Annotated in this window: 19 protein-coding genes and 1 pseudogene; 5 read left to right on the forward strand and 15 right to left on the reverse strand. The window is 71.7% G+C overall.

What is annotated here, in order from left to right:
* Nucleotides 1-277 precede the first annotated feature (277 nt).
* On the forward strand, nt 278-1,204 hold the full coding sequence (locus tag ACFZB3_RS18490; RefSeq protein ID WP_391376689.1) for an oxidoreductase: 927 nt from the start codon (nt 278-280) through the stop codon (nt 1,202-1,204).
* Nucleotides 1,205-1,218: 14 nt separating this feature from the next.
* A complete protein-coding gene (locus ACFZB3_RS18495) occupies nt 1,219-1,797 on the forward strand; it encodes an NAD(P)H-dependent oxidoreductase (protein ID WP_391376690.1) in 579 nt (192 codons plus the stop codon).
* Between the two features lie 109 nt (nt 1,798-1,906).
* Here the strand turns inward: ACFZB3_RS18495 and ACFZB3_RS18500 are convergent, their stop codons facing one another.
* Nucleotides 1,907-2,767 (reverse strand): alpha/beta fold hydrolase, encoded by an 861-nt coding sequence (locus tag ACFZB3_RS18500; protein WP_391376691.1) that lies wholly within the window; start codon nt 2,765-2,767, stop codon nt 1,907-1,909.
* Between the two features lie 570 nt (nt 2,768-3,337).
* On the reverse strand, nt 3,338-4,030 hold the full coding sequence (locus ACFZB3_RS18505) for a metal-dependent transcriptional regulator (protein WP_351702825.1): 693 nt from the start codon (nt 4,028-4,030) through the stop codon (nt 3,338-3,340).
* A gap of 238 nt (nt 4,031-4,268) precedes the next feature.
* On the opposite strand from ACFZB3_RS18505, the gene ACFZB3_RS18510 reads away from it, so the two are divergent.
* Nucleotides 4,269-5,024, forward strand: a complete 756-nt coding sequence (locus ACFZB3_RS18510) for a sugar isomerase domain-containing protein (protein ID WP_391376692.1) — start codon at nt 4,269-4,271, stop codon at nt 5,022-5,024.
* Nucleotides 5,025-5,031: 7 nt separating this feature from the next.
* Here the strand turns inward: ACFZB3_RS18510 and ACFZB3_RS18515 are convergent, their stop codons facing one another.
* The 4 genes and pseudogenes from ACFZB3_RS18515 to ACFZB3_RS18530 all read right to left on the reverse strand — a co-directional run bounded on the left by ACFZB3_RS18515 (nt 5,032) and on the right by ACFZB3_RS18530 (nt 7,866).
* Nucleotides 5,032-6,465, reverse strand: a complete 1,434-nt coding sequence (locus ACFZB3_RS18515; RefSeq protein ID WP_391376946.1) for a PAS domain-containing protein — start codon at nt 6,463-6,465, stop codon at nt 5,032-5,034.
* Between the two features lie 102 nt (nt 6,466-6,567).
* A complete protein-coding gene (locus ACFZB3_RS18520; RefSeq protein ID WP_391376947.1) occupies nt 6,568-7,023 on the reverse strand; it encodes a GNAT family N-acetyltransferase in 456 nt (151 codons plus the stop codon).
* Nucleotides 7,024-7,164: 141 nt separating this feature from the next.
* Nucleotides 7,165-7,287 (reverse strand): annotated as a pseudogene (locus ACFZB3_RS18525) (IS630 family transposase); the annotation flags it as partial.
* 36 nt (nt 7,288-7,323) lie between these two features.
* Nucleotides 7,324-7,866, reverse strand: a complete 543-nt coding sequence (locus ACFZB3_RS18530; RefSeq protein WP_391376693.1) for a nucleotidyltransferase domain-containing protein — start codon at nt 7,864-7,866, stop codon at nt 7,324-7,326.
* A gap of 228 nt (nt 7,867-8,094) precedes the next feature.
* On the opposite strand from ACFZB3_RS18530, the gene iscB reads away from it, so the two are divergent.
* Nucleotides 8,095-9,753, forward strand: a complete 1,659-nt coding sequence (iscB, locus tag ACFZB3_RS18535; RefSeq protein WP_391376694.1) for an RNA-guided endonuclease IscB — start codon at nt 8,095-8,097, stop codon at nt 9,751-9,753.
* A 284-nt stretch (nt 9,754-10,037) separates the two neighbouring features.
* Here iscB and pdxH read toward each other — a convergent pair whose 3' ends face one another.
* Nucleotides 10,038-10,730 (reverse strand): pyridoxamine 5'-phosphate oxidase, encoded by a 693-nt coding sequence (gene pdxH / locus ACFZB3_RS18540; protein ID WP_391376695.1) that lies wholly within the window; start codon nt 10,728-10,730, stop codon nt 10,038-10,040.
* A gap of 140 nt (nt 10,731-10,870) precedes the next feature.
* Between pdxH and ACFZB3_RS18545 the strand changes: the two genes are divergently transcribed.
* Nucleotides 10,871-11,971 carry a citrate synthase gene (locus tag ACFZB3_RS18545; RefSeq protein ID WP_391376696.1) on the forward strand — a complete coding sequence of 367 codons (1,101 nt, stop codon included), beginning with the start codon at nt 10,871-10,873 and terminating at the stop codon, nt 11,969-11,971.
* Between the two features lie 61 nt (nt 11,972-12,032).
* On the opposite strand, the gene ACFZB3_RS18550 is transcribed toward ACFZB3_RS18545, so the two are convergent.
* The 8 genes from ACFZB3_RS18550 to ACFZB3_RS18585 form a co-directional block, all read right to left on the reverse strand.
* Entirely contained in the window at nt 12,033-12,650 is a 618-nt protein-coding gene (locus ACFZB3_RS18550) for a TetR family transcriptional regulator (protein WP_391376697.1), read from the reverse strand.
* Between the two features lie 20 nt (nt 12,651-12,670).
* Nucleotides 12,671-13,417, reverse strand: coding sequence for an enoyl-CoA hydratase family protein (locus ACFZB3_RS18555; protein ID WP_391376698.1), 747 nt, complete (start codon nt 13,415-13,417; stop codon nt 12,671-12,673).
* Nucleotides 13,414-15,009 carry an AMP-binding protein gene (locus tag ACFZB3_RS18560; RefSeq protein ID WP_391376699.1) on the reverse strand — a complete coding sequence of 532 codons (1,596 nt, stop codon included), beginning with the start codon at nt 15,007-15,009 and terminating at the stop codon, nt 13,414-13,416. The genes ACFZB3_RS18555 and ACFZB3_RS18560 overlap by 4 nt, the downstream gene beginning before the upstream one ends.
* 25 nt (nt 15,010-15,034) lie before the next feature.
* Nucleotides 15,035-16,201, reverse strand: coding sequence for an acyl-CoA dehydrogenase family protein (locus tag ACFZB3_RS18565; RefSeq protein ID WP_391376700.1), 1,167 nt, complete (start codon nt 16,199-16,201; stop codon nt 15,035-15,037).
* 82 nt (nt 16,202-16,283) lie between these two features.
* Nucleotides 16,284-18,125, reverse strand: coding sequence for a biotin carboxylase N-terminal domain-containing protein (locus ACFZB3_RS18570; protein WP_391376701.1), 1,842 nt, complete (start codon nt 18,123-18,125; stop codon nt 16,284-16,286).
* Between the two features lie 8 nt (nt 18,126-18,133).
* Nucleotides 18,134-19,732 (reverse strand): carboxyl transferase domain-containing protein, encoded by a 1,599-nt coding sequence (locus ACFZB3_RS18575; protein ID WP_391376702.1) that lies wholly within the window; start codon nt 19,730-19,732, stop codon nt 18,134-18,136.
* The gene (locus tag ACFZB3_RS18580; protein ID WP_391376703.1) at nt 19,729-21,426 is read right to left on the reverse strand and encodes an acyclic terpene utilization AtuA family protein; all 1,698 of its coding nucleotides are present in this window, start codon (nt 21,424-21,426) and stop codon (nt 19,729-19,731) included. Before ACFZB3_RS18580 ends, ACFZB3_RS18575 begins: the two co-directional genes overlap by 4 nt.
* Nucleotides 21,423-22,217, reverse strand: a complete 795-nt coding sequence (locus ACFZB3_RS18585; RefSeq protein WP_391376704.1) for a TIGR03084 family metal-binding protein — start codon at nt 22,215-22,217, stop codon at nt 21,423-21,425. The genes ACFZB3_RS18580 and ACFZB3_RS18585 overlap by 4 nt, the downstream gene beginning before the upstream one ends.
* Between the last annotated feature and the right edge of the window lie 65 nt (nt 22,218-22,282).

Below are 22,282 nucleotides of genomic sequence, written 5' to 3' on the forward strand. Positions count from 1 at the left end.
GCGGGGTGCCGGGACGGCGTCTCTCGTCCGTGGCGTGCGGGTGTCCTGGTGCGGGGTCATACACGATGCGCCTGTAGCTCTGGTCCATGGTGGAGATACGGGCAGGCATATCGACGGTCCGTGGAAGTTCGCCCCGGACATCGCCGGTCCGGTTGGTTTCTCTCCGGGTGGATCGGCACTGTGGGGGAGCGGGCGGCGCCTCTCCCGGACGCCCCGGACGCCCCGCCCGCACATCGAACACCGCCCTGCATCACCGCTCTCCCAGGAGCCCCCTTCCGTGAACGCGAAACTTCCCGGCGGCACCCTGCGCCTGTCGGACACCCTCACCGTCACCCGCGTCGGCTTCGGCGCGCTCCAGCTCGCCGGGCCGATGGCCTACGGCCCGCCGCGCGACCGCGACGAGGCACTCGCCGTGCTGCGCGACGTGGCCGACGCCGGGATCACCCATCTGGACACCAGCGACTACTACGGCCCGCACCTCGTCAACGGACTCATCCGTGAAGCCCTGCACCCCTACCGCGACGGACTCCACATCGCCACCAAGGTCGGTGCCCGCCGGACCCCCGACCGCGGCTGGCCCGCCGCGCTCTCCCGTCCGGAACTGGTCCAGGCCGTCCACGACAACCTCGGACACCTCGGCCTGGACGCGATCGACCTGGTCAACCTGCGGATGACCGACACCCTTGAACCGGCGGACATCGTCGAGCCGTTCACCGTGCTGGCCGAACTGCGCGAACAGGGGCTGATCCGCAACCTGGGCGTCAGCAACGTCAGCCAGGGCCAGGTGGAGGCCGCCCAGGAGATCGCGCCCGTGGTCGCCGTCCAGAACCACTACAACATCGCCCACCGGCTTGACGACAGCCTGGTGGACTGGTGCGCCCGGCAGGGCATCGCCTTCGTGCCCTTCTGGCCGCTGGGCGGGTTCCGTCCCCTTCAGCTCCAGGTCCTCGAAGACGTCGCCTCGGCCCTGGGCGCCTCCGCCCGGCAGGTCGCCCTCGCCTGGCTGCTGCACCGTTCCCCCACCATCTGCCTCATCCCCGGCACGTCGACCCGCGAGCACCTCGCCCAGAACATCGCCGCGGCCGCCGTCGAGCTGCCGGCCGCGGCGCTGGAGGCCCTGGAGGACGTCCCGCACCCGGGCCACGCTCACCCCGGCCCCGCGCGCCCCGGCGACGCCCGCCCCGGCCACGGCAGCGCGGGCTGATGGAGGCAGACACCGTGTCCATCCGCCGCCCCGTCCACCGCACGCTGGTCATCTCCGGCAGTCTGCGCGCCGCGTCCGTGACCACCCTGATCGCCCGGACCGCTCTCGCCCAGGCCGGTCCCGGGCACGAGCTGGTCCTCGCCGCCGGCCTGGACGGACTGCCCCTGTTCAACGAGGACCTGGACACCGACCGGCCGCCACCGCAGGTCGCCGCCCTGCGCGCACAGGTCGGCAGCGCCGACAGCCTCTTCGTCCTCACCCCCGTCTACAACGCCGGCATCTCGGCGGCGCTGAAGAACGCCATCGACTGGCTCTCCCGCCCCCGCGACCACTGCGCACTGGCAGGCAAGCCCGTCGCGGGCCTGGTCGTCGGCTACCACTCGCAGGGGGCGGAGCACCAGCTCACCACCGTCCTGCGGGCCGCCGGCGCCACAGCCCTCAACGTCCCCCTCCCGATGCTCGGGCTGCGCACCATCGACCAGCGCGACGTCACGGGGGACCCGCGGGTGCGCCGGACCGTCCAGGAAACCCTCGCCGTCCTGCGCCAGGCACCCGACCCCGTACCCGGACCGCCGCGGAGCCGCTCGTCCTGACCGACCCGACCGAGCCGATCGAGCCCACCGGCCTCACCTGACCTGGCCGGCGTGGCGGGCCTGGCCGGCCGGCGCCGGTCCGCGGACGGGCGTCACGGGGAGCTGGCTCTCACTCCCCCACCCGATCGAGAAACGGCTCGACAGCCGCCCGCCAGGCATCCGGCCGGTCGTACGGCAGCAGATGCCCCGCGTCGGCCACCTCGGCGTACTCCCCCTTGGGCAGCACCCGGACCATCTCCTGTGCCTCCGCCCGGCCCAGCTCGCCGTCCACCCCGCGCACGACCAGCGTGGGGCACGGCACCTGGGCCAGCTCCTCCCAGTGCGCGTCGTACACCCAGGTCTCCCGGGACCTCAGCATCCGGTCGGGGTCGAACACCGGCCGCCAGCCGTCGGCGCACTCGTGCATCACCTCGGCGTAGAACTCGCCGCGCGCGGGGTTCGGCCGCTCCACCCAGGGGTCGTCCTCGCCGAACCACTTGCGTACGTCGGCGAGCGTGGCGAAGGGCACGGGCCAGGCCTTGAACCAGTCGGCCCACTCGCGCTGCGAGGCCGCGCCGAGTGCGGAGGCCCGCATGTCGCAGATGATCAGGCCCCGCACCAGTTCGGGGCGCTTGGCGGCGAGCTGCCAGGCGGTCAGCGCGCCCATGGCGTGGCCGATGAGCACGGCCGGGGCGAGGCCCAGCTGCTCGACGGCGGCCGCGGCGTCCTCGACGTACGCCTCGCGGGTGTAGACGGCCTGCGGGGGCTTGTCGCTCTGGCCGTGGCCGCGCTGGTCGAGGGCGACGGCACGGTGCCGGCCGGCGAGCCAGCGGGCGGTGGACGCCCAGTGCGAGGCACGGCCCATCAGGCCGTGCAGTAACAGCACGCCGGGAAACGAGTGGCCCGGATCCTCCGACTTGGGCGGGTCCGCGAACTCCCAGGCGGCGAGGTGTACGCCGCCGGCTCCTGTCACGTCGATGCGCCGTGCCATGGGCCTGGCACCCCCCTAGCTCCGCGTGCCTAGTGTCGCCTCGTATCGCTTCGTGGTGCTTCGGTACCACTGCAGACTATCGAACCCCTATTCGAAAATCGGGTTCCTGCGGGCAACACCCCTCATTCGAGTGACCCCTCCCCAGGCATGATCGGCGCCGCCGGGGGGATTTGTTCTGCGGGGGGCGGACCGCTCGGGGAAAACGGTCCGAGGGGATGACCCTGGGAGCTCGGGGCTCCGGGTCAGCACCGGGGAGGACAGGCCCCGGTACCGAAAGGTGCCGGGGCCAATCCCACGCCCGTGCGCACGTCGCACACGTCCGTGTTCACGTCTCCGGCACATCCTCCCCGCCCCCTCAGGTCATATGCCTCTCGCGACAGCCTCGCACGCGAAACGTTCCAGCGCTGCGATTCGGCGCACTGAATCTTGGAATCGACGCGTTCGACACACCGGGGAGGGACGTCGACGACGGGCGTCAACTTCCCTGCGAGCAACGGAAGTTGAACGATGATCCGATTACGGCGCCGCTCCGGTTCCGGCGCTCAGCGCTTGGTGCTTGGCGCTCAGCGCTCAGCGCTTGGCGACGAACACGTGGGAGGCGACGTCCGCCTCCAGCTCGGCCGCCTCGCCGCCGCTGCCCACCAGCACCCCGCCGGCCGACTCCGTCACGCTCACCACCGAACCGGGCTGCACACCCGCCCGCCGCAGCGTGTACATCAGCTGGGCGTCGGTCTGGATGGGCTCGCCGATCCGGCGCACGACCACCGTCTTGCCGTCCGCGCCCGGGTCCAGGTCGGCCAGCGAGACCATGCTCTCGTCCAGGAACGGGTCCGCGCCGTCCTTCTCGCCCAGCTCCTCCAGGCCCGGGATCGGGTTGCCGTACGGCGACTCGGTCGGGTGCCGCAGCAGTTCGAGCACCCGCCGCTCCACGGCCTCGCTCATCACGTGCTCCCAGCGACACGCCTCGGCGTGCACCTGCTCCCACTCCAGGCCGATCACGTCGACCAGCAGGCACTCGGCGAGCCGGTGCTTGCGCATCACACGCGTCGCCAGCCTGCGCCCCTCGTCGGTCAGCTCCAGGTGACGGTCGGTCGCGACGGACACCAGGCCGTCCCGCTCCATCCGTGCCACCGTCTGGCTCACCGTCGGCCCGCTCTGGTCGAGCCGCTCCGCGATGCGGGCGCGCATGGGGACGACGCCTTCCTCTTCGAGTTCGAGGATGGTGCGGAGATACATCTCCGTGGTGTCGATCAGTCCGGACATTCGTGCCCCTCGATTACCTCTGCCGGAAGCCCCGGCGGCGTGCGCTGGCCCTGGAACCAATTCTGCCGGATCCCACTGACAAGCGGGGGACACCGGAAAAACGGGGCACTCCCCAGCCGTGTCCCGCGACGGCCCCCGGCCGCGCGAACCACCGGCCGTATTGACACCGCACTGGTCCAGACCTGAGGGTGATCCGCGACACACACACGCTGACGCTGACGCTGCGAAGGGGCACCGCATGAGCGACGGCACGCCCGCCGACCTGTTCTTCGACGCCGCCATCGGCCTCCTGCAACGGGTCCGCGACGAGGAGGCCGAGGCCATCGCCGCCGCCGGCACCCTCCTCGCCGACACCGTCGCCGCCGGCGGCCGCCTCTTCGCCTTCGGCGCCGGGCACTCCTCCCTCGCCGCCCAGGACGTCGTCTACCGCGCCGGCGGCCTCGCCCTCATGAACCTCCTCGCCGCCCCCGGCCTCGTCGGCGTCGACGTGATGCCCGCCACCCTCGGCTCCCGCCTCGAACGCGTCGACGGACTCGCCACCGCCGTCCTCGACACCTCGCCCCTCCGCGCCGGCGACGCCCTCGTGATCATCTCCCTGTCCGGCCGCAACGCCCTGCCCGTCGAGATGGCCGTCAGCGCCCGCGACCGCGGCGCCAAGGTCATCGGCGTGACATCGGTCGCGTACGCCGCCGAGACCACCTCCCGGCACGCCTCGGGCACCTACCTCAAGGACCACTGCGACATCGTCCTCGACTCGAAGATCGCCGTCGGGGACGCCGAACTCACCCTCGACACCATCCCCGCGCCCTTCGCGCCCGCCTCCACCGTCGTCACCAGCGCCCTGCTCCAGGCGGTCCTGGCCACCACCGCCGCCACCCTCGCCGACCGCGGCACCGAACCCCCGCTGCTGCGCTCCGGCAACGTCGACGGCGGCCACGAGTGGAACGCCCGCGTGTTCGAGGAGTACCGCGACCGGATCTTCTACCAGCACTGACCGGCCGTCACTGCTGCCGGTCCTTCTCCAGGTGGGCGAGGTCCAGCGCGGTCGCGATACGCACGGCCACGTCCTCGGCGTACGTCGCGTCCGCGCGCTCGAAACGGCTGCGGCCCGACCCGCGCAGGAACGTCACGACGCCCAGCGTCCGCCCCCGGCTGCGCAGCACCGCGCACAACGCGTGCACCGCGTCGCCGGGCCACTGCCGGTCCAGCGCCCAGGCCCGCGCCCGGTCCAGCGGCACCGAACCGGCGTCCGCCCGCACACTCCCGGCCCGCACCACGCACTGCAACGCGGGATGCCCCTCCTCGTACCGCACCGGCAGCCCCGCGGCGCCCGTCAGCATGCTCGGCCCCGGCGTCCCGGACGGCGTGGCCGCGATCCGCACCAGCCGCACCGGCCCCACCTCCCCGTCGGCCCGGGAACCGCCCACCACCCGGTCGATCACCGCATGGTCGGCGAACCCGGCCAGCGCGAAGTCCAGATGGACGGTCGCCGCCTCCGCCGGGTCCTCGCACTCCGCGGCCGCACGGGCCGCACGATGCAGCTGGTTGGCCCGGAAGCGCAGCATCGCCGCCTCCTGCTCCGCCTGCTTGGCCTCCGTGACGTCCAGGAACAGCCAGCCCACCCCGAGCGGCACCGGCTCCTCCGCCAGCGGCGACGCCATCCGCAGGAACCCCGACCGCCAGCAGCGCCGCTGCTCGCCCTCCGGTGTCCGCACGCTCACCCACATCTCGGCCGGCGCGGGCGGCGCACCCTCGGCCAGCACATGCGTCAGCGCGCTCTCCAGGTCCTCCACACCCAGCGCCAGCAACTCCCCCAGCGGCCGCCCGAGCGCCGACGTACGCCCGATACCGAGTGCCCGCGCGGCATACGCGTTGACCACGGCGGGCCGCAGATCCGCGTCCACGACCACGACCCCCCAGGCCGCGTCGTCGAACAGCGCCTCGCTCAGCGCGATCGACCGCTCCAGGTCGATCTGCGCGTGCACCTCGCTGAACGCGCAGTACACGCCCGCCGGTTTCCCGTCCGGCCCGCGCACGGCCGCCGACTGCGTCCGTACGAGCACCCGCCCGCCGTCCTTGGTCAGCAGCGCGAACTCGTGCACCTGGCGCCCGGGAGCGTGCATGGCGGACAGCAGCCGCCCCTCGACCTCGTCCGCGTCCGCCTCACGCACCGCCCATCCGGCGAACCCCTGCCGGCCCACCGCCTCGGCCGCCGTCCAGCCCAGGATCCGCTCGGCCTCGCGGTTCCAGTGGGTGACGAACCCGTCCGCGTCGAAGGCACACAGTGCCGCGTCCATGCCGTCGAGCAGCGCCGCGAGCAGGTCGGAACCGCCCGAGTCCTCCGGAACATCCCGCTCCGGCTCCGGCTCGGGCTCGTCGGGCCCCAACTCGTCCGTGGCCCCACTACGCCGGGAAGCACTCACCTGGACCCCCATCAGGCTCACTCGCTGCCCTTCATTCAACTCGAACGTGACGCAGCCCACACTGTGTTCCCGCAAGATTGAAGGAATCGTTGCAACCCGCCGCCCACCAGCGCTTCACAGCGGTAGCCGCAGATCCACCCACTCGTCGCTCTCCCCGTCGAGCACGTACCGCTCGACCTCGACGAACCCGCGCCGCAGGGCGAACCGCACCCCGTCCTCGTTGACGCCCAGCACACACGTCTCGACGGCCTCGGCCCCCTGCACGCGCGCGTACGCCAGCGCATGCTCGTACAGGGCCGCCCCGAACCCCCGGCGCCGGAACTCCGGCAACACCCGCGCGATCACCGTCACCACCCCGTCGACGACAGGCCGCACGGTCGAACACCCCACGAGTACGTCCCCGTCGTACGCGTTCTCCAGCCGGTACCCACGCGCGAGCCGCTCCCGCACCTCCCCCACCGACATCGCGGCCGGCGGCACGACCACGTTGTGCACGTACCGCCACTCCTCCAGCGCGTCGGCCCCGTCCACCAGCCGGACCCGAAACCCACCCACGTGTTGTTCTGTCATGCACAGAACGCTAGTGGGGCTCGCTCGGCCATCCAGTGCCGCAGCAGGCAACGTTCGCCCTGTTGACGATCTCGCGGAGTCGTTCGCCTGCGGCGTGCTTGTTCCGCCAGGTCCGGGGAGAAGTTGTCGAGCAGCATCGCAAGACGGCAGCACCGTCTGCGCGCGCCGCCAGGTCACCGCCGAGCCGGAACCGCGGCGAATGATCCTCAGCAACCGCCGGCCCTCGTCGTCATCGATCCCACATAAGCGCACCCGTCCTGCCACGTGCAGGCGCCGGTGGCTGCACACGTGTTCACGCCCTCATGCCGGGCAGGTCCCCTGTTCCCGCAGTGCCGCTTCCAGCGTGGCGATGTCCTCGGTGTCCTTCCTGCGACGGGGCCGCCCCGGAACCCAGACCGGCATCATCTGCTTGATCTTGATCTGGGCGCACGGACTGATGATCCGGCACCAGAGCGCCCCGATATGGCCAACTGGAGCATCGAGCATGCCCTCCGGCCACACCGCCCCGGCCCAGGGACCGCCAGCGACCACAACCCGCCCTGACCGGTCCTTGCTCAAGAGAGCGAAGCTGCTCTCCACGCCTTGCTTGCAGAAATCACGCTGCTGGTCGGCAGGCGACCCGGACAGCAGCTCATGGCCAGAACGCAGCAGTTCGCCGGTCAGCGCAGGAGCATCCTCCGCCCAGGCGAACCAGTCGATGTCCACATGGTCACGCGTAACCTCGCCGATGAAGAAGTCCATGGCCCAACCCCCGCGCAGCCACACCTCCACACCCAGGGCCTTCGCGATCTCCACCGTCTCGCCGATCAGCCGAAGCTGCCGAGCACCACCCTCTCTGTCCACAGCCGAGCAGGCTACGCGGCAGTTAGCAGGAAAATCACGTGCACGTTCGGGAAAGCGGCGAGATCCGCATAAACGAGCGACTTCGGTTCGATCAAGGCAACATCTGCGACCCGGATCAGTAGCTTCATTTGCACACCGAAGAAGGGAGGTCACTCGCTCCCCAGCCACAAAGGCCGCGGAGTGACCAGCCCCAGTCATCGAGATCACAGGATCAGGGAGGTGCCCCCGATGACTACGTTTCCCACAGGCGAGCAGACCCACCAGGCTGTGCTTCCTCAGCAGCCTGCTCTGGAACCCGTGAGAGCAGACACCCCCGGGAGCAGGGACGAAACGGCTCACGGACACCCCGCCACCGCGCGGGACACCGGCAGGGAACATGGGCGAGGGGAGACCGACGGGACCGGCACCAAGGCCCGTCGGCGACACGCCAAGCACGCCGCCACGGTGGCGCAGGCGGCAGAGAACGGGAGCGGTGACGCTCCCGCGCACACACCGCAGTACGCGGGCGGAAGCGGCGACGGCAGAGTCTTCGTTCTCTCCAGGGACGGGCGTCCGCTCATGCCCTGCCACCCGGCCCGCGCCCGTGAACTCCTCCGCAAAGGGCGAGCCGTCGTCGTACGACAGACGCCCTTCGCCATCCGGCTGAAGGACCGCACACTCGCCGAATCGGCCGTCGACGGCTTGCAGCTACGCATCGACCCCGGTTCCAAAGGCACCGGACTCGCCCTCACCGACGAGAAGAAGGAGCCAGGCACAGACGACCGTGTCGTCACTGTCCGACGCGGACTCTTCACGATGGAACTCCAGCACCGGGGCGACCAGATCCACCACGCCATGGGGCAACGAGGCGGATACCGACATCGACGGCGCTCGGCAAACTGCCGCTACCGAGCACCGCGATCAAGCAACCGCGGCGTGGCACAGGGCTGGCTCCCGCCGTCCCTCCGCCACCGCGTCGACACCACGTTCTCCCTTGCGAACCGCCTCTGCCGCTATGCACCCGTCACCGAGATCCACCTCGAACGCACGGCCTTCGACACCCACTCCATGAGCGCGGGGCGCCGTCTCCGTGGCACGGAACACGCCCAGGGCCCACTGGCCGGAAGCACCACACGCACGTACCTCCACGCCAAGTGGAACAGCACCTGCGCCTACTGCGGCGCCACCGGCGTCCCCCTGAACATCGACCACGTACGGCCCCGCAGCCAAGGCGGCTCGAACCGCATCACCAACCTCGTCCTCGCCTGCGTCCCCTGCAACAAGGCCAAGGACAACCGCTCCGTCGAGTCCTTCCTCGCCCACCGCCCCGACCGCCTCGCCAAGATCCTTGACCAGCTCAGGGCACCCCTGCGGGACGCCGCCGCGATGAACTCGACGCAAGCGCGACTCGCGGAAACGTTGGAAACGCTGGGCAGACCCGTACATGCCTGGTCCGGCCACCTCACCATGGCCAACCGTGTGGCAACCGGCCTCAGCAAGACGCACACCCTCGACGCACTGGCCGTCGGCCACCTGGACCACGAGGCGGGAGACCTGATCGTACGGTTCCCTGAGCTGGTCTTGGTCGCCAAGGCCACCGGACGCGGCTCGTACGCCCGCACCACACCCGACCGGTACGGCTTCCCACGCCTACGGCGCTCCCGCACCAAGCAGCACTTCGGGTACGTCACCGGGGACCTGGTGCGTGCCGTCGTCCCCTCGGGCAAGTGGGCTGGTGCCTGGACTGGGCGTATTTCCGTCCGGGCCAGGGGGCAGCACAGCCTCACCACACCGCAAGGCCGCCTCAACGTCTGCCACTGGAACTTGCGGCTTCTACAGCGGGGCGACGGGTACAGCTACAGAACCCAGTGTGAAGCATCTCCGCAAACACCTCCGAAAAACAGTTGAGTCCTTCCCGGCAGCTTCTTAGGGTGGGCCCTACGTGGAAGGGAGGTGATCGGGTAAATGAGTGAAACCCGGACGCGCGAGGTGGCTGCGGGCTAGCGGCTCGCCACCACACGATGTGCGGTGCCGGACCCGCGTGCACGACGTGCACGCAGCCGGCCTAATCCAACGCAGTCACCCGACCCGCGAGCTCGCCGGTACGTCCGGCCGGCTTCTCCGCCACATGGCGGAAGGACCTGAGCTCGCGGGTCGTCTGCGTTTGCGGGGCCCGCAGGTCCCTGGGGGTGTCAGGGGCTGAGGCGTTCCACGTGCCAGGTGCCGGCGGGGTCGGCGACGTAGCGGAGGCGGTCGTGGAGGCGGTTCTGGCGGCCCTGCCAGAACTCGACGGTCCGGGGGGCGATGCGGAAGCCGCCCCAGTGCGGGGGGACCGGGACCTGTTCGCCCTCGGGGTAGCGGGCGCTGAGCTCCGCGTAGGAGGCGTCGAGTTCGGCGCGGGAGTAGATGACCGTGGACTGGGTGCTGGCCCAGGCGCCCAGCTGGGAGCCGTGCGGGCGGGTGCGGAAGTAGGCGGCGGTCTCGTCGCGGCCGGTGCGGCGGGCGGTGCCGGTGACGACGATCTGGCGGGCGATGGCGTGCCAGGGGAAGACCAGCGAGACGTACGGGTTCACGGCGAGGTCCTGGGCCTTGCGGGAGTCGTAGTTGGTGTAGAAGACGAAGCCGCGGGTGTCGTACTGCTTCATCAGGACCGTGCGTGAGCTGGGGCGGCCCTCGGCGTCGGCGGTGGCGAGGACCATCGCGTTGGGTTCGTAGATCATCTCGTCGGCGGCGGCCCGTGCGGCCTGTTCGAACCAGCGGGTGAACTGGTCCATGGGGTGGGCGGCCAGGTCGTGCTCTTCGAGCCCCTCGGCCCGGTAGTGCTTGCGCATCGCGGCGGGGTCGAGGACGGGGTCGTCGGAGGCGGCGGCGTCGCGATCGGTCACGTCGTCATCTTGCCGTATCGCGCTGTGCGGCACCCTGGGAGCGGCAGAGAGTGTGGCACTGAGTGCCGCTGGGGTCCCCAAGTCTGGCACTCGGAGTTATGGTGCAGTTGCCTCCGCCTACACCCATGAGGAGCCGCCCCATGTCCGACTTCGTGCCTGGGCTCGAAGGAGTCGTCGCGTTCGAGACGGAGATCGCCGAACCGGACAAGGAGGGAGGCGCCCTGCGGTACCGGGGCGTCGACATCGAGGATCTGGTCGGGCACGTCTCGTTCGGGAACGTGTGGGGGCTGCTCGTCGACGGGGCGTTCAATCCGGGGCTGCCGCCGGCCGAGCCGTTCCCGATCCCGGTCCATTCGGGTGACATCCGGGTGGACGTGCAGTCGGCGCTCGCGATGCTGGCGCCGGTGTGGGGGCTGAAGCCGCTTCTGGACATCGATGCGGAGCAGGCCCGGGAGGATCTCGCGCGGGCCGCGGTCATGGCGCTGTCGTACGTCGCCCAGTCGGCGCGCGGGCAGGGGCTGGCGATGGTGCCGCAGCGGGAGATCGACAAGGCGCATTCGGTGGTCGAGCGGTTCATGATCCGGTGGCGTGGGGAGCCGGATCCGAAGCATGTGGCGGCTGTGGACGCCTACTGGACCTCGGCCGCCGAGCACGGGATGAACGCGTCCACGTTCACGGCGCGGGTGATCGCCTCGACCGGTGCGGATGTCGCCGCGGCGCTGTCGGGTGCGGTGGGGGCCATGTCGGGGCCGCTGCACGGGGGTGCGCCGTCGCGGGTGCTCGGGATGATCGAGGAGATCGAGCGGACCGGGGACGCGGTGGGGTACGTCAAGCGGGCGCTGGACCGTGGCGAGCGGCTGATGGGGTTCGGGCACCGGGTGTACCGGGCGGAGGATCCGCGGGCGCGGGTGCTGCGGCGGACGGCGCGGGAGCTGGGCGCGCCGCGGTTCGAGATCGCGGAGGCGCTGGAGAAGGCGGCGCTGGAGGAGCTCCACAATCGGCGGCCGGATCGTGTGCTGGCCACCAATGTGGAGTTCTGGGCGGCGATCATGCTGGACTTCGCGGAGGTGCCGGCGCACATGTTCACGTCGATGTTCACGTGTGCGCGGACGGCGGGGTGGTCGGCGCACATTCTCGAGCAGAAGCGGACGGGGCGGTTGGTGCGGCCGTCGGCGGAGTATGTGGGGCCGGGGGTGCGGAAGCCGCAGGATGTGGAGGGGTTCGCGGACATCGCCCACTAGGTGGGGGGTGGGTCGGCGGGTGCGGGTGTGTGGGGGCTGGTCGCGCAGTTCCCCGCGCCCCTTACGGGGCGCTGTCCAGCACCTCGTCCAGCAGTGCCGCCCACTGCGTCACCACGCGCTCGCGCCGCGCCCGGTCGTCCGTGAGGAGGTTGGCCAGGCCCAGGCCCCGCGCCATGTCCAACAGCCCCTGGACCGTCTCCCTCGCGCCCGGGCGGGTCTCGTCGGCGGCCAGGAGGTCGACGGCGATGCGGTGGGTCTCGCGGCCCACCCGGGCCTCCAGCTCCGTCACCCGGTGGCGGAGCTGGTCCTCGTTGGAGGCGGCGACCCAGAGGTGGAGGGCGGCGCGGAAGAGGGGGCCGGTGTAGAGGTCGACGAGGGCGGAGACGACTGCTCTGCGGTCGTCGGCCGCGCCCTGCGGGAACAGGGCGCGCAGGGCCGTGGAGCGTTCCTCGGCGACGTATTCGACGGCGGCGGTGAAGAGGTCCTCGCGGGTCGGGAAGTGGTGCTGGGCCGCGCCTCTGGAGACGCCGGCGCGTTCGGCGACGACGGCGACCGTGGAGCCGGTCCAGCCGTGTTCGGCGAGGCAGGCCACGGCGGCCTCCAGGAGCCGCTGCCGGGTGGCCCGGCTGCGGTCCTGTTTCGGGGCGCGGTCAGCCGTACCCGTCGCCCCCGTACTCACACCCGTACCCACACCCGTGTTCACACCACCCACGCCGCGTCCCGTCGTTCGAGGAAGGCTGTCATCCCCTCGCGGGCCTGGTCGGAGGAGAACAGCCGGGCCGAGAGTGCGGTGAGGGTGGCCGCGTCCCGGTCGAATGTCTCCAGCACCCTAGCCGTGAGCAGCTGTTTCGTCTCGGCCAGGGCCTCGGGGGCGGAGCGGCGGAGGCCGTCGAGGACGGGGGCGAGGGCGGTGTCGACGTCGTCGGCGGTGGTGGTGAGGAGACCGAGGCGGACGGCCTCGGCGGGGTCGAAGCGTTCGCCGGTGAGGTAGTAGCGGGCGAGGGTGCGGGGGTCGGTGCGCGGGAGGAGGGGCAGGGAGATCACCGCGGGGGCGACTCCGATGCGTACCTCGGTGAAGGCGAAGGTGGAGTCGGTGGACGCGGCGGCGATGTCGCAGGCGGCGAGGAGGCCGAGGCCGCCGGCGCGGACGTGGCCGGTGATGCGGGCGACGACCGGTTTGGGCAGCTCGACGATCTGCCGGAGGAGGCCGACGAGCGCGTCGGGGTCGGGCGGGTCGCGCAGGTCGGCGCCGGCGCTGAAGGTGTTCCCGGTGTGGGTGAGGACGACGGCGCGGACGTCGGGGTCCTTGGCGCAGTCGGTGAGTGCCTCGGCGAGTCCGGCGACGAGGGCGGCGGACAGGGCGTTGCGGGTGGCGGTGGCGTCGAGGCTGAGTGTGGTGACGGCACGCGCGTGTGTCCGTCCGATGGACGTTCCGGTCGTCGTCATGGGCGCTCCTCGGGTTCCGCGGTCTTCGCGAGGGCGCGCAGTTCGCGGCGGAGTATCTTCCCGGAGGCCGCGCGGGGCACTCCGGCGATGAAGGTGACCTTGCGGACGCGTTTGTAGGGCGCGACGTGTTCGGCGACGTACAGCATGGTCTCGTTCTCGGTGAGGTCGCCGGCGGTGGGCTGGCGGACGACGAAGGCGTGCGGGATCTCGTTGCCGTCGTCGTTGTAGGCGCCGACGACGGCGGCGTCGGCGATGCCCGGGTGGGTGAGCAGGAGGGCCTCCAGTTCGGCGGGGGCCACCTGGAAGCCCTTGTACTTGATGAGTTCCTTGACGCGGTCGACGACGAACAGCCAGCCGTCGGCGTCGACGTGGCCGACGTCGCCGGTGTGCAGCCAGCCGTCGGTGTCGATCATGTCGGCGGTGGCGTCGGGGCGGCCGAGGTAGCCCTTCATGACCTGGGGGCCGCGGATGAGGATCTCGCCGGGTTCGCCGGTGCCGATGTCCTTGTGCGGGTCGTCGAGGGAGACGATCCGCATCTCGGTGCCGGCGATGAGCTTGCCGACGGTGCCGGGCGGTGCCTGGTCCAGGGCGTCGAGCGGGGTGACGTGGGTGCCGGGCGAGAGTTCCGTCATGCCGTAGGCCTGGGCGACCGGCGGCAGGCCGAGGCGCTGCGAGCAGGCGGTGGCGAGGCGGGCGTCCAGGGGGGCGGCGGCGCTCATGACGTACTTCAGGGAGGACAGGTCGTACTCGGCGACCAAGGGGTGCTTGGCGAGGGCGAGGACGATCGGCGGCGCGACGTACAGGCCGGTGATGCGGTGGTTCTGGATGGCGGCGAGGAAGGTCTCCAGGTCGAAGCGGGGCAGGACGACGACGGTGGCGCCCTTGCGCAGCGGCGCGTTCATGAGGGCGGTGAGGCCGTAGATGTGGAAGAGCGGGAGGACGGCGAGGATGCGGTCGCCGGGGCCGGCCGGGACGGCGGGTTCGAGCTGGGCGAGGTTGGTGGCGATCTGCCGGTGGGTGAGCATCACGCCCTTGGGGACACCGGTGGTGCCGGAGGAGTACGGCAGTGCGGCGACGTCCTCGACGGGGTCGATGTCGACCTGTGGTTCGGGGGCGTCACCGGCCGGCATGTCGAGCAGGGAGCGGTGCCCCGGGGCGCGGTCGCAGACGAATATCTCCGCTATGCCGCCCGCGAGTTCGGCGGCCCGGCGGGCGGCCGCCAGGAGCGGTGAGACGGTGACGATCCAGCGGGCCGCGGAGTCCGTGAGCTGTTTGGCGAACTCCTCGGGCGTGGCGAGCGGGTGCACGGTGGTGACCGCGGCACCCGCGCGCGTGGCCGCGTAGAACGCGGTCGGGAAGGCGACGGTGTTGGGGCTGTGCAGGGCGAGGACGTCGCCCTTGCGGACGCCGGCGTCGGCGAACGCGGCCGCGATCCGCCGGTGGAACCGGTCCAGTTGTGCGTACGTGAGCGTGGTGCCGTCGGTGCCGTCGATCAGGGCGGGCGCATCGCCGAACTCGGCGGCCCGGCCGAGCACGGCCTCGTGGATGGGGAGTTCTACGGGTGGAACGTCTGCGTACTCACTGCGGAACACGGTTCCTCCAAGGCGGCCTTGGGCCTCAGTAGGACTTGGGCAGGCCGAGGGTCTGGTGGGAGACGTAGTTGAGAATCATCTCCCTGCTCACCGGAGCAATACGAGCCACGCGCGCGGCCGTTATCAACGAGGCGAGCCCGAATTCCCGCGTGAGTCCGTTGCCGCCGAGGGTGTGCACGGCCTGGTCGACCGCCTTCACGCACGCCTCGCCCGCCGCGTACTTCGCCATGTTGGCGGCCTCACCGGCGCCGATGTCGTCGCCCGCGTCGTACAGGTGCGCGGCCTTCTGCATCATCAGGCGGGCGAGTTCGAGGTCGATGTGGGCCTGGGCGAGGGGGTGCGCGATGGCCTGGTGGGCGCCGATGGGGGCCTTCCAGACGGTGCGCTCGCGCGCGTACTCGATCGCCTTGGAGAGCGCGTAGCGGCCCATGCCGATCGCGAACGCGGCCGTCATGATCCGCTCGGGGTTGAGTCCGGCGAACAGTTGCAGCAGGCCCGCGTCCTCGTCGCCGACGAGCGCGTCGGCGGGCAGCCGTATGTCGTCGAGGGTCAGCTCGAACTGCTTCTCGGCGGCGTTCAGTTCCATGTCGATGGGGCGCTTGTGGAAGCCCTCGGCGTCCGTCGGGACGATGAACAGGCAGGGCTTGAGGCGGCCGGTGCGGGCGTCCTCGGTGCGGCCGACGATCAGGACGGCGTCGGCCATGTCGACGCCGGAGATGAAGACCTTGCGGCCGGTGAGCAGCCAGTCGCCGCTCGCCGGGTCGCGGCGGGCGGTGGTGGTGATGCGGTGGGAGTTGGAGCCGGCGTCGGGTTCGGTGATGCCGAAGGCCATCAGGCGGGAGCCGTCGGAGAGGCCGGGGAGCCAGCTCCGCTTCTGCTCCTCGGTGCCGAAGCGGGCGATCACGGTGCCGCAGATCGCGGGTGAGACCACGAGCATGAGGAGCGGGGAGCCTGTGGCGCCCAGTTCCTCCAGGACGATGGAGAGTTCGGCGATGCCGCTGCCTCCGCCGCCGTACTCCTCCGGGAGGTTGACGCCGAGGTAGCCGAGTTTGCCGGCCTCGTTCCAGAGTTCGGTGGGGTGGCCTCCGGCGGCGATCACCGAGGTCATGTAGGTGCGGCCGTACTTCGCGCCGAGGGCGGCTACCGCTGCGCGGAGTGCCTTGTGTTCGTCGGTTTCGATCTGGGGGGGCATGGTGGCTCCTTCGGGTGCGGGTTGTGTGTGGTTGCTCGCGCTCACGCGGCGGTAGCCGCAAATCGAATACAGCCCCGCGCCCCTAAGTTGCTTGCACTACTGCCAGTAGAGAGCCCGGCTCTACCTGTTGGCCGACTACGGCTCGCAACTCGCTCAGCGTGCCTGTGACCGGTGCGGTGATCTGGTGCTGCATCTTCATCGCCTCCAGCCAGAGGAGTGGCTGGCCGGCCTCGACCGGTGCCCCCGCCGCCAGCCCCTCCGCCATCCGTACGACCGTCCCCGGCATCGGTGCCAGCAGCGACCCCGGCGCCAACTGAGCCTTGGCATCGGGGAAGCGGGGCAGGGCGGTGAGGGTCGTGTTGTTGACGTGGACCTGGTCGCCGTAGCGCGACACCTCGAACTTGCGGTGTACGCCGTCGATGTCGAGTACGACGAGACGCGCGTCGGCGTGCACGACCCGTACGCCGTCTGCCGCGAGGCCCTCGCGGGTGTGCCGGTACCGGGCTTCGTGCTCCTCGCCGGCCATCAGGTAGCGCTTGGTCTGGGGCTGGGAGAGCAGGTTGCGCCAGCCGCCGAAGCGGGAGCGGCCGTGGGCGTCGGCCAGGGCGGCGGCGAGGGGGGCGTGCGGGTCGGGGGCCGACACCGTCAGTTCGGTGAGGTGACGGTCGTAGAAGCCCGTGTCCATGCGGGCCGTCGCGAACTCCTCGTGGCGCAGGGAGCGGACGAGGAGGTCGCGGTTGGTGGTGGGCCCGTGCAGGGTGGTGTTCTCGAGCGCGTGGGCGAGTTTGCGGAGGGCCTCGGCGCGGGTGGGGGCGTGGGCGACCACTTTCGCGAGCATGGCGTCGTAGTGGACGCCGATCTCGTCGCCGTCGGTGTAGCCGGTGTCCAGGCGGACGCTGTCGGGTACGGCGAGGCGGTGCAGGGTGCCGGTCTGCGGGGTCCAGTCGCGGGCGGGGTCCTCGGCGTAGAGGCGGGCCTCGATCGCGTGGCCACGCGCGCGTGGCGCGTCGAGGGGGAGGGCGTGGCCCTCGGCGACGCGGATCTGTTCCGCGACCAGGTCGAGGCCGGAGACGGCTTCGGTGACGGGGTGTTCCACCTGGAGGCGGGTGTTCATCTCCAGGAAGTGCGCCCGGCCGTCGGCGACCAGGAACTCGACGGTGCCCGCGCCGACGTAGGCGACGGAGCGGGCGGCGCGCACGGCCAGCGCGTGGAGTTCCTTCACCAGCCCCTCGGGGAGGCCGGGTGCCGGCGCTTCCTCGATGACCTTCTGGTGCCTGCGCTGGAGCGAGCAGTCGCGGGTGCCCAGGGGCCAGACCGTGCCGTGGGTGTCGGCGAGGATCTGCACCTCCACGTGGCGGCCGCGTTCGAGGTAGGGCTCGACGAAGACCTCGCCGTCGCCGAAGGCGCTGGCGGCCTCGGCGCGTGCGCTCTCCAGTGCGGCGCCCAGTTCGTCGAGGCGGCGCACGATGCGCATGCCGCGCCCGCCGCCGCCGGCGGCCGCCTTGACCAGCACCGGCAGGTCGGACGCGGTCACCTCGGCCAGGGGGGCGATGCCCATCAGTTCCTTGGCGCGGGTCTTGGACGCCATCGCCTCGATCGCCTCGGGGGGCGGTCCGATCCAGACCAGGCCGGCGTCGAGGACGGCGCGGGCGAAGTCGGCGTTCTCGGAGAGGAAGCCGTACCCGGGGTGCACGGCGTCCGCGCCGGCGCTCACGGCGGCCTTCACCACCAGGTCGCCGCGCAGGTAGGTGTCGGCGGGCGTGGCGCCCGGCAGCCGTACGGCGGTGTCGGCCACGCGCGCGTGGAGCGCGTTCCCGTCGGCGTCGGAGTGCACCGCGACGGTCCTGATGCCGAGTTCGGCGCAGGTGCGGAAGATCCGGCAGGCGATCTCGCCGCGGTTGGCGACGAGCAGGGTCGAGATCACGTGGTCCCTCACATCCGGAAGACGCCGAAGCCGCCGCGTGCGCCTTCGTAGGGGGCGGTGTGGATGGCGGACAGGCACAGGCCGAGGACGGTGCGGGTGTCGCGCGGGTCGATGACGCCGTCGTCGTACAGCCGCCCGGACAGGAACTTGGGCAGCGACTCGGACTCGATCTGCTGCTCGACCATGGCGCGCAGGGCCGCGTCGCCTTCGTCGTCGTACGGCTGGCCCTTCGCGGCGGCCGACTGGCGGGCGACGATCGACAGGACGCCGGCGAGCTGCTGCGGGCCCATGACGGCCGACTTGGCGCTGGGCCAGGCGAACAGGAAGCGGGGGTCGTAGGCGCGGCCGCACATGCCGTAGTGCCCGGCGCCGTAGGAGGCGCCCATGAGGACGGAGAGGTGCGGGACGCGGCTGTTGCTGACCGCGTTGATCATCATCGCGCCGTGCTTGATGATGCCGCCCTGCTCGTACTCCTTGCCGACCATGTAGCCGGTGGTGTTGTGGAGGAAGAGGAGGGGGATGTCGCGCTGGTTGGCGAGCTGGATGAACTGGGCGGCCTTCTGGGACTCCTGGCTGAACAGCACGCCCTGGGCGTTCGCGAGGATGCCGACCGGGTAGCCGTGCAGGCTCGCCCAGCCGGTGGCGAGGCTGGTGCCGTACAGGGGCTTGAACTCGTCGAAGTCGGAGGCGTCGACCAGGCGGGCGATCACCTCGCGCGGGTCGAAGGGGATCTTCAGGTCGCCGGGGACGATGCCGAGGAGTTCCTCGGCCGCGTACTTGGGCGGTTCGGCGAGGCCGGGGTCCGGGTGGGCCTTGCGGTGGTTGAGGCGGGCGACCACGCGGCGGGCCTGGCGGAGCGCGTCCGGTTCGTCGACGGCGAAGTAGTCGGCGAGGCCCGACACGCGCGCGTGCATCTCCGCGCCGCCCAGCGACTCGTCGTCGCTCTCCTCGCCGGTGGCCATCTTCACCAGCGGCGGTCCGCCGAGGAAGACCTTGGCGCGCTCCTTGACCATGATCACGTGGTCGGACATGCCGGGGATGTAGGCGCCGCCGGCGGTGGAGTTGCCGAAGACGACGGCGATGGTGGGGATGCCGGCGGCCGAGAGCCGGGTGAGGTCGCGGAAGATGGCGCCGCCCGGGATGAAGATCTCCTTCTGGGAGGGCAGGTCGGCGCCGCCGGACTCGACGAGGCTGATGCAGGGCAGCCGGTTGGCGAGGGCGATGTCGTTGGCGCGCAGGGCCTTCTTCAGCGACCAGGGGTTGCTGGCGCCGCCGCGCACGGTCGGGTCGTTGGCGGTGATCAGGCACTCCACGCCCTCGACGGTCCCGATGCCGGTGACCAGCGAGGCGCCGACGGCGTAGTCGCTGCCCCAGGCGGCCAGCGGGGACAGCTCCAGGAAGGGGGTGTCGGGGTCGAGGAGGAGTTCGATGCGCTCGCGGGCGAGGAGCTTGCCCCGCTTGCGGTGCCGTTCGACGTACTTCGCGCCGCCACCCGCGAGGGCCTTGGCGTGCTCGGCCTCCAGGTCGGCGAGCTTGGCGAGCATGGCGTCGCGGTTCGCCCGGTGGTCGGGGGAGTTCGTGTCGAGGGTGGTCTCGATGACCGTCACAGCAGGGCCTCCGGGATGTCCAGGTGGCGGGAGCGGAGCCATTCGCCGAGGGCCTTGGCCTGGGGGTCGAAACGGTGCTGGGCGGCCACCCCCTCGCCGAGCACGCCCTCGACGGTGAAGTTGAGGGCGCGGAGGTTCGGGAGCGGGTGCCGGGTGACCGCCAGCTCGGCCGTCTCGGGCAGGAGGCGGCGGAAGACGTCGACGGTCAGGGTGTGCGCGAGCCAGCGCCAGGCCTCGTCCGAGCGCACCCAGACGCCGACGTTGGCGTTGCCGCCCTTGTCCCCGCTGCGGGCCCCGGCGACGAGCCCGAGGGGCGCCCGCCGGGTGGGGCCGCCGGCCGGGTACGGCTCGGGCAGCGGTGGTTCGGGCGGGTCCTGGAGTACGAGGGTGTCCTGGGCCGGCGGCACGGGGATCCGTCGCCCGTCGTGGAGGACGGCCACATGGGGCACCTCGCCCTGCGGGACGTACACATCCTCGAAGACCCCATAGGGGGCGCCCTTCCCGGGTGGGGCGAGCACATGGAAGCCGGGGTAGCTGGCGAGGGCGAGTTCGACGGCGGCCGCGCTCAGCGCCCGGCCGACGGTGTCCTGGTCCCGGTCCCGTACGACGAGCCTCAGCAGCGCGCTGGCGGTCTCCTCGGTGTCCGCGTCGGGGCGGTCGGTGCGGACCAGCTCCCAGCGGATCCCGGCGGGCGGTGACTTGGCGAGCGCGAACGCGTCGGTCATCTGGTCGCGCACCAGTGCGGCCTTCGCCTCGATGTCGAGCCCGGTGAGCACGAAGACGACCTCGTTGCGGAAGCCGCCCAGCCGGTTGCGGCCGACCTTGAGGGTGGGGGGCGGGGCCTCGCCCCGGACGCCCTCGATCCGTACCCGGTCCGGGCCGTCCTGGCTCAGCCGTACGGTGTCGAGGCGGGCGGTGACGTCGGGCCCCGCGTACCGGGCGCCGCCCGTCTCGTACAGCAGCTGGGCGGTGACGGTGCCGACGTCGACGAAGCCGCCGGTGCCGGGGTGCTTGGTGATGACGCAGCTGCCGTCCTCGTGGAGTTCGGCGAGCGGGAAGCCGGGGCGGCGCAGGTCCCCGCCCGCGGTGGCCGCCTCGGCGAAGAACGCGTAGTTGCCGCCGGTGGCCTGGGTCCCGCACTCCAGGACGTGTCCGGCGACGACGGCGCCCGCGAGCCGGTCGTACTCCCCCGGCCGCCAGCCGAAGTGGGCGGCGGCGGGGCCGGTGACCAGGGCCGCGTCGGTGACCCGGCCGGTGACCACGATGTCCGCGCCGGCCCGCAGGCACTCGGCGATCCCGAAGCCGCCGAGGTAGGCGTGGGCGGCAAGGCTGCCGGGGTGGACGGCGGTCAGGTCGTCGCCTTCCACATGTGCGACGCGCACAGGTATGCCGAGCCGGTCGGCCAGCTGCCGTACGGCGTCGGCGAGTCCGGCCGGGTTGAGGCCGCCGGCGTTGGTGACGATCCGCACGCCCCGCTCGTGGGCCAGGCCCAGGCAGTCCTCCAGCTGGCGCAGGAAGGTGCGGGCGTATCCGGCGCCGGGGTCCTTCAGGCGGTCGCGGCCGAGGATGAGCATGGTCAGCTCGGCGAGGTAGTCGCCGGTGAGGACGTCGAGTTCGCCGCCGGTGAGCATCTCGCGCAGCGCGTCGAAGCGGTCGCCGTAGAAGCCGGAGGCGTTGCCTATGCGCAGGGTCACGGGGTGCCGCCCTTCGGGGTGCGGCCGGGTCCCGGCGGGCCCGCGAAGGCCTGGGCGACGTCCAGCCAGCGGTCGGCGTCCGGGCCGGTGGCTTCCAGGGCGAGGTCGGCGCGGTGGGCGCGCTGGGTGACCAGGAGGCAGAAGTCGAGGGCGGGGCCGGTGACCCGGTCGTCGGCGTCCTCGGGTCCGTAGGTCCACAGGCCGCCGGACGGGGCGGTCAGTTCGACGCGGAACTCCTCGAAGGGCACGGGCAGTCCGTGCACGCCGAAGGCGAAGTCGCGGGTGCGGACGCCGAGCCGGACGATGTGCCGGAGCCGGTCGGTGGGGGTACGGGTCACGCCCAGCGCGTCGGCGATGTCCAGGCCGTGCGCCCAGGTCTCCATCAGCCGGGCGGTGGCCATGGAGGCGACCGACATAGGGGGGCCGTACCAGGGGAAACGCGCCCGCTCGGGCGCCGCGCCGAGCGCCGCCGCCAGGGCCTCGCGACCGGCCCGCCAGTCCGCCAGCAACTGGGCCGGGGGCTTGGCGGCGCCTTCCTCCGCCCCGTTGTCCACGAAGTCCCCGGGCTGGGTCAGCGCCTTCTCGACCTCACGGGAGAAGGCGTCCTGATCGGTCACGGCCAGCAGCGAGGAGTGGTCGGTCCAGGCGAGGTGGGCGATCTGGTGGGCGACGGTCCAGCGGGGCGCGGGCGTGGCGAGAGCCCACTGCTCGGGCGTCAACTCGGCTACCAGCCGGTCGAGTTCCGCGCTCTCCTCACGCAGGTCGTCGATGACGGGCGTCGGATCGGACATGGGGGGAGCATGGCAGCGCCCTCAGAAACAATCAAGCACGCTTGCATGAATTTGGAAGAGCCGTG

The sequence above is a fragment of the Streptomyces sp. NPDC008092 genome (assembly GCF_042957285.1).
GTDB lineage: Bacteria > Actinomycetota > Actinomycetes > Streptomycetales > Streptomycetaceae > Streptomyces.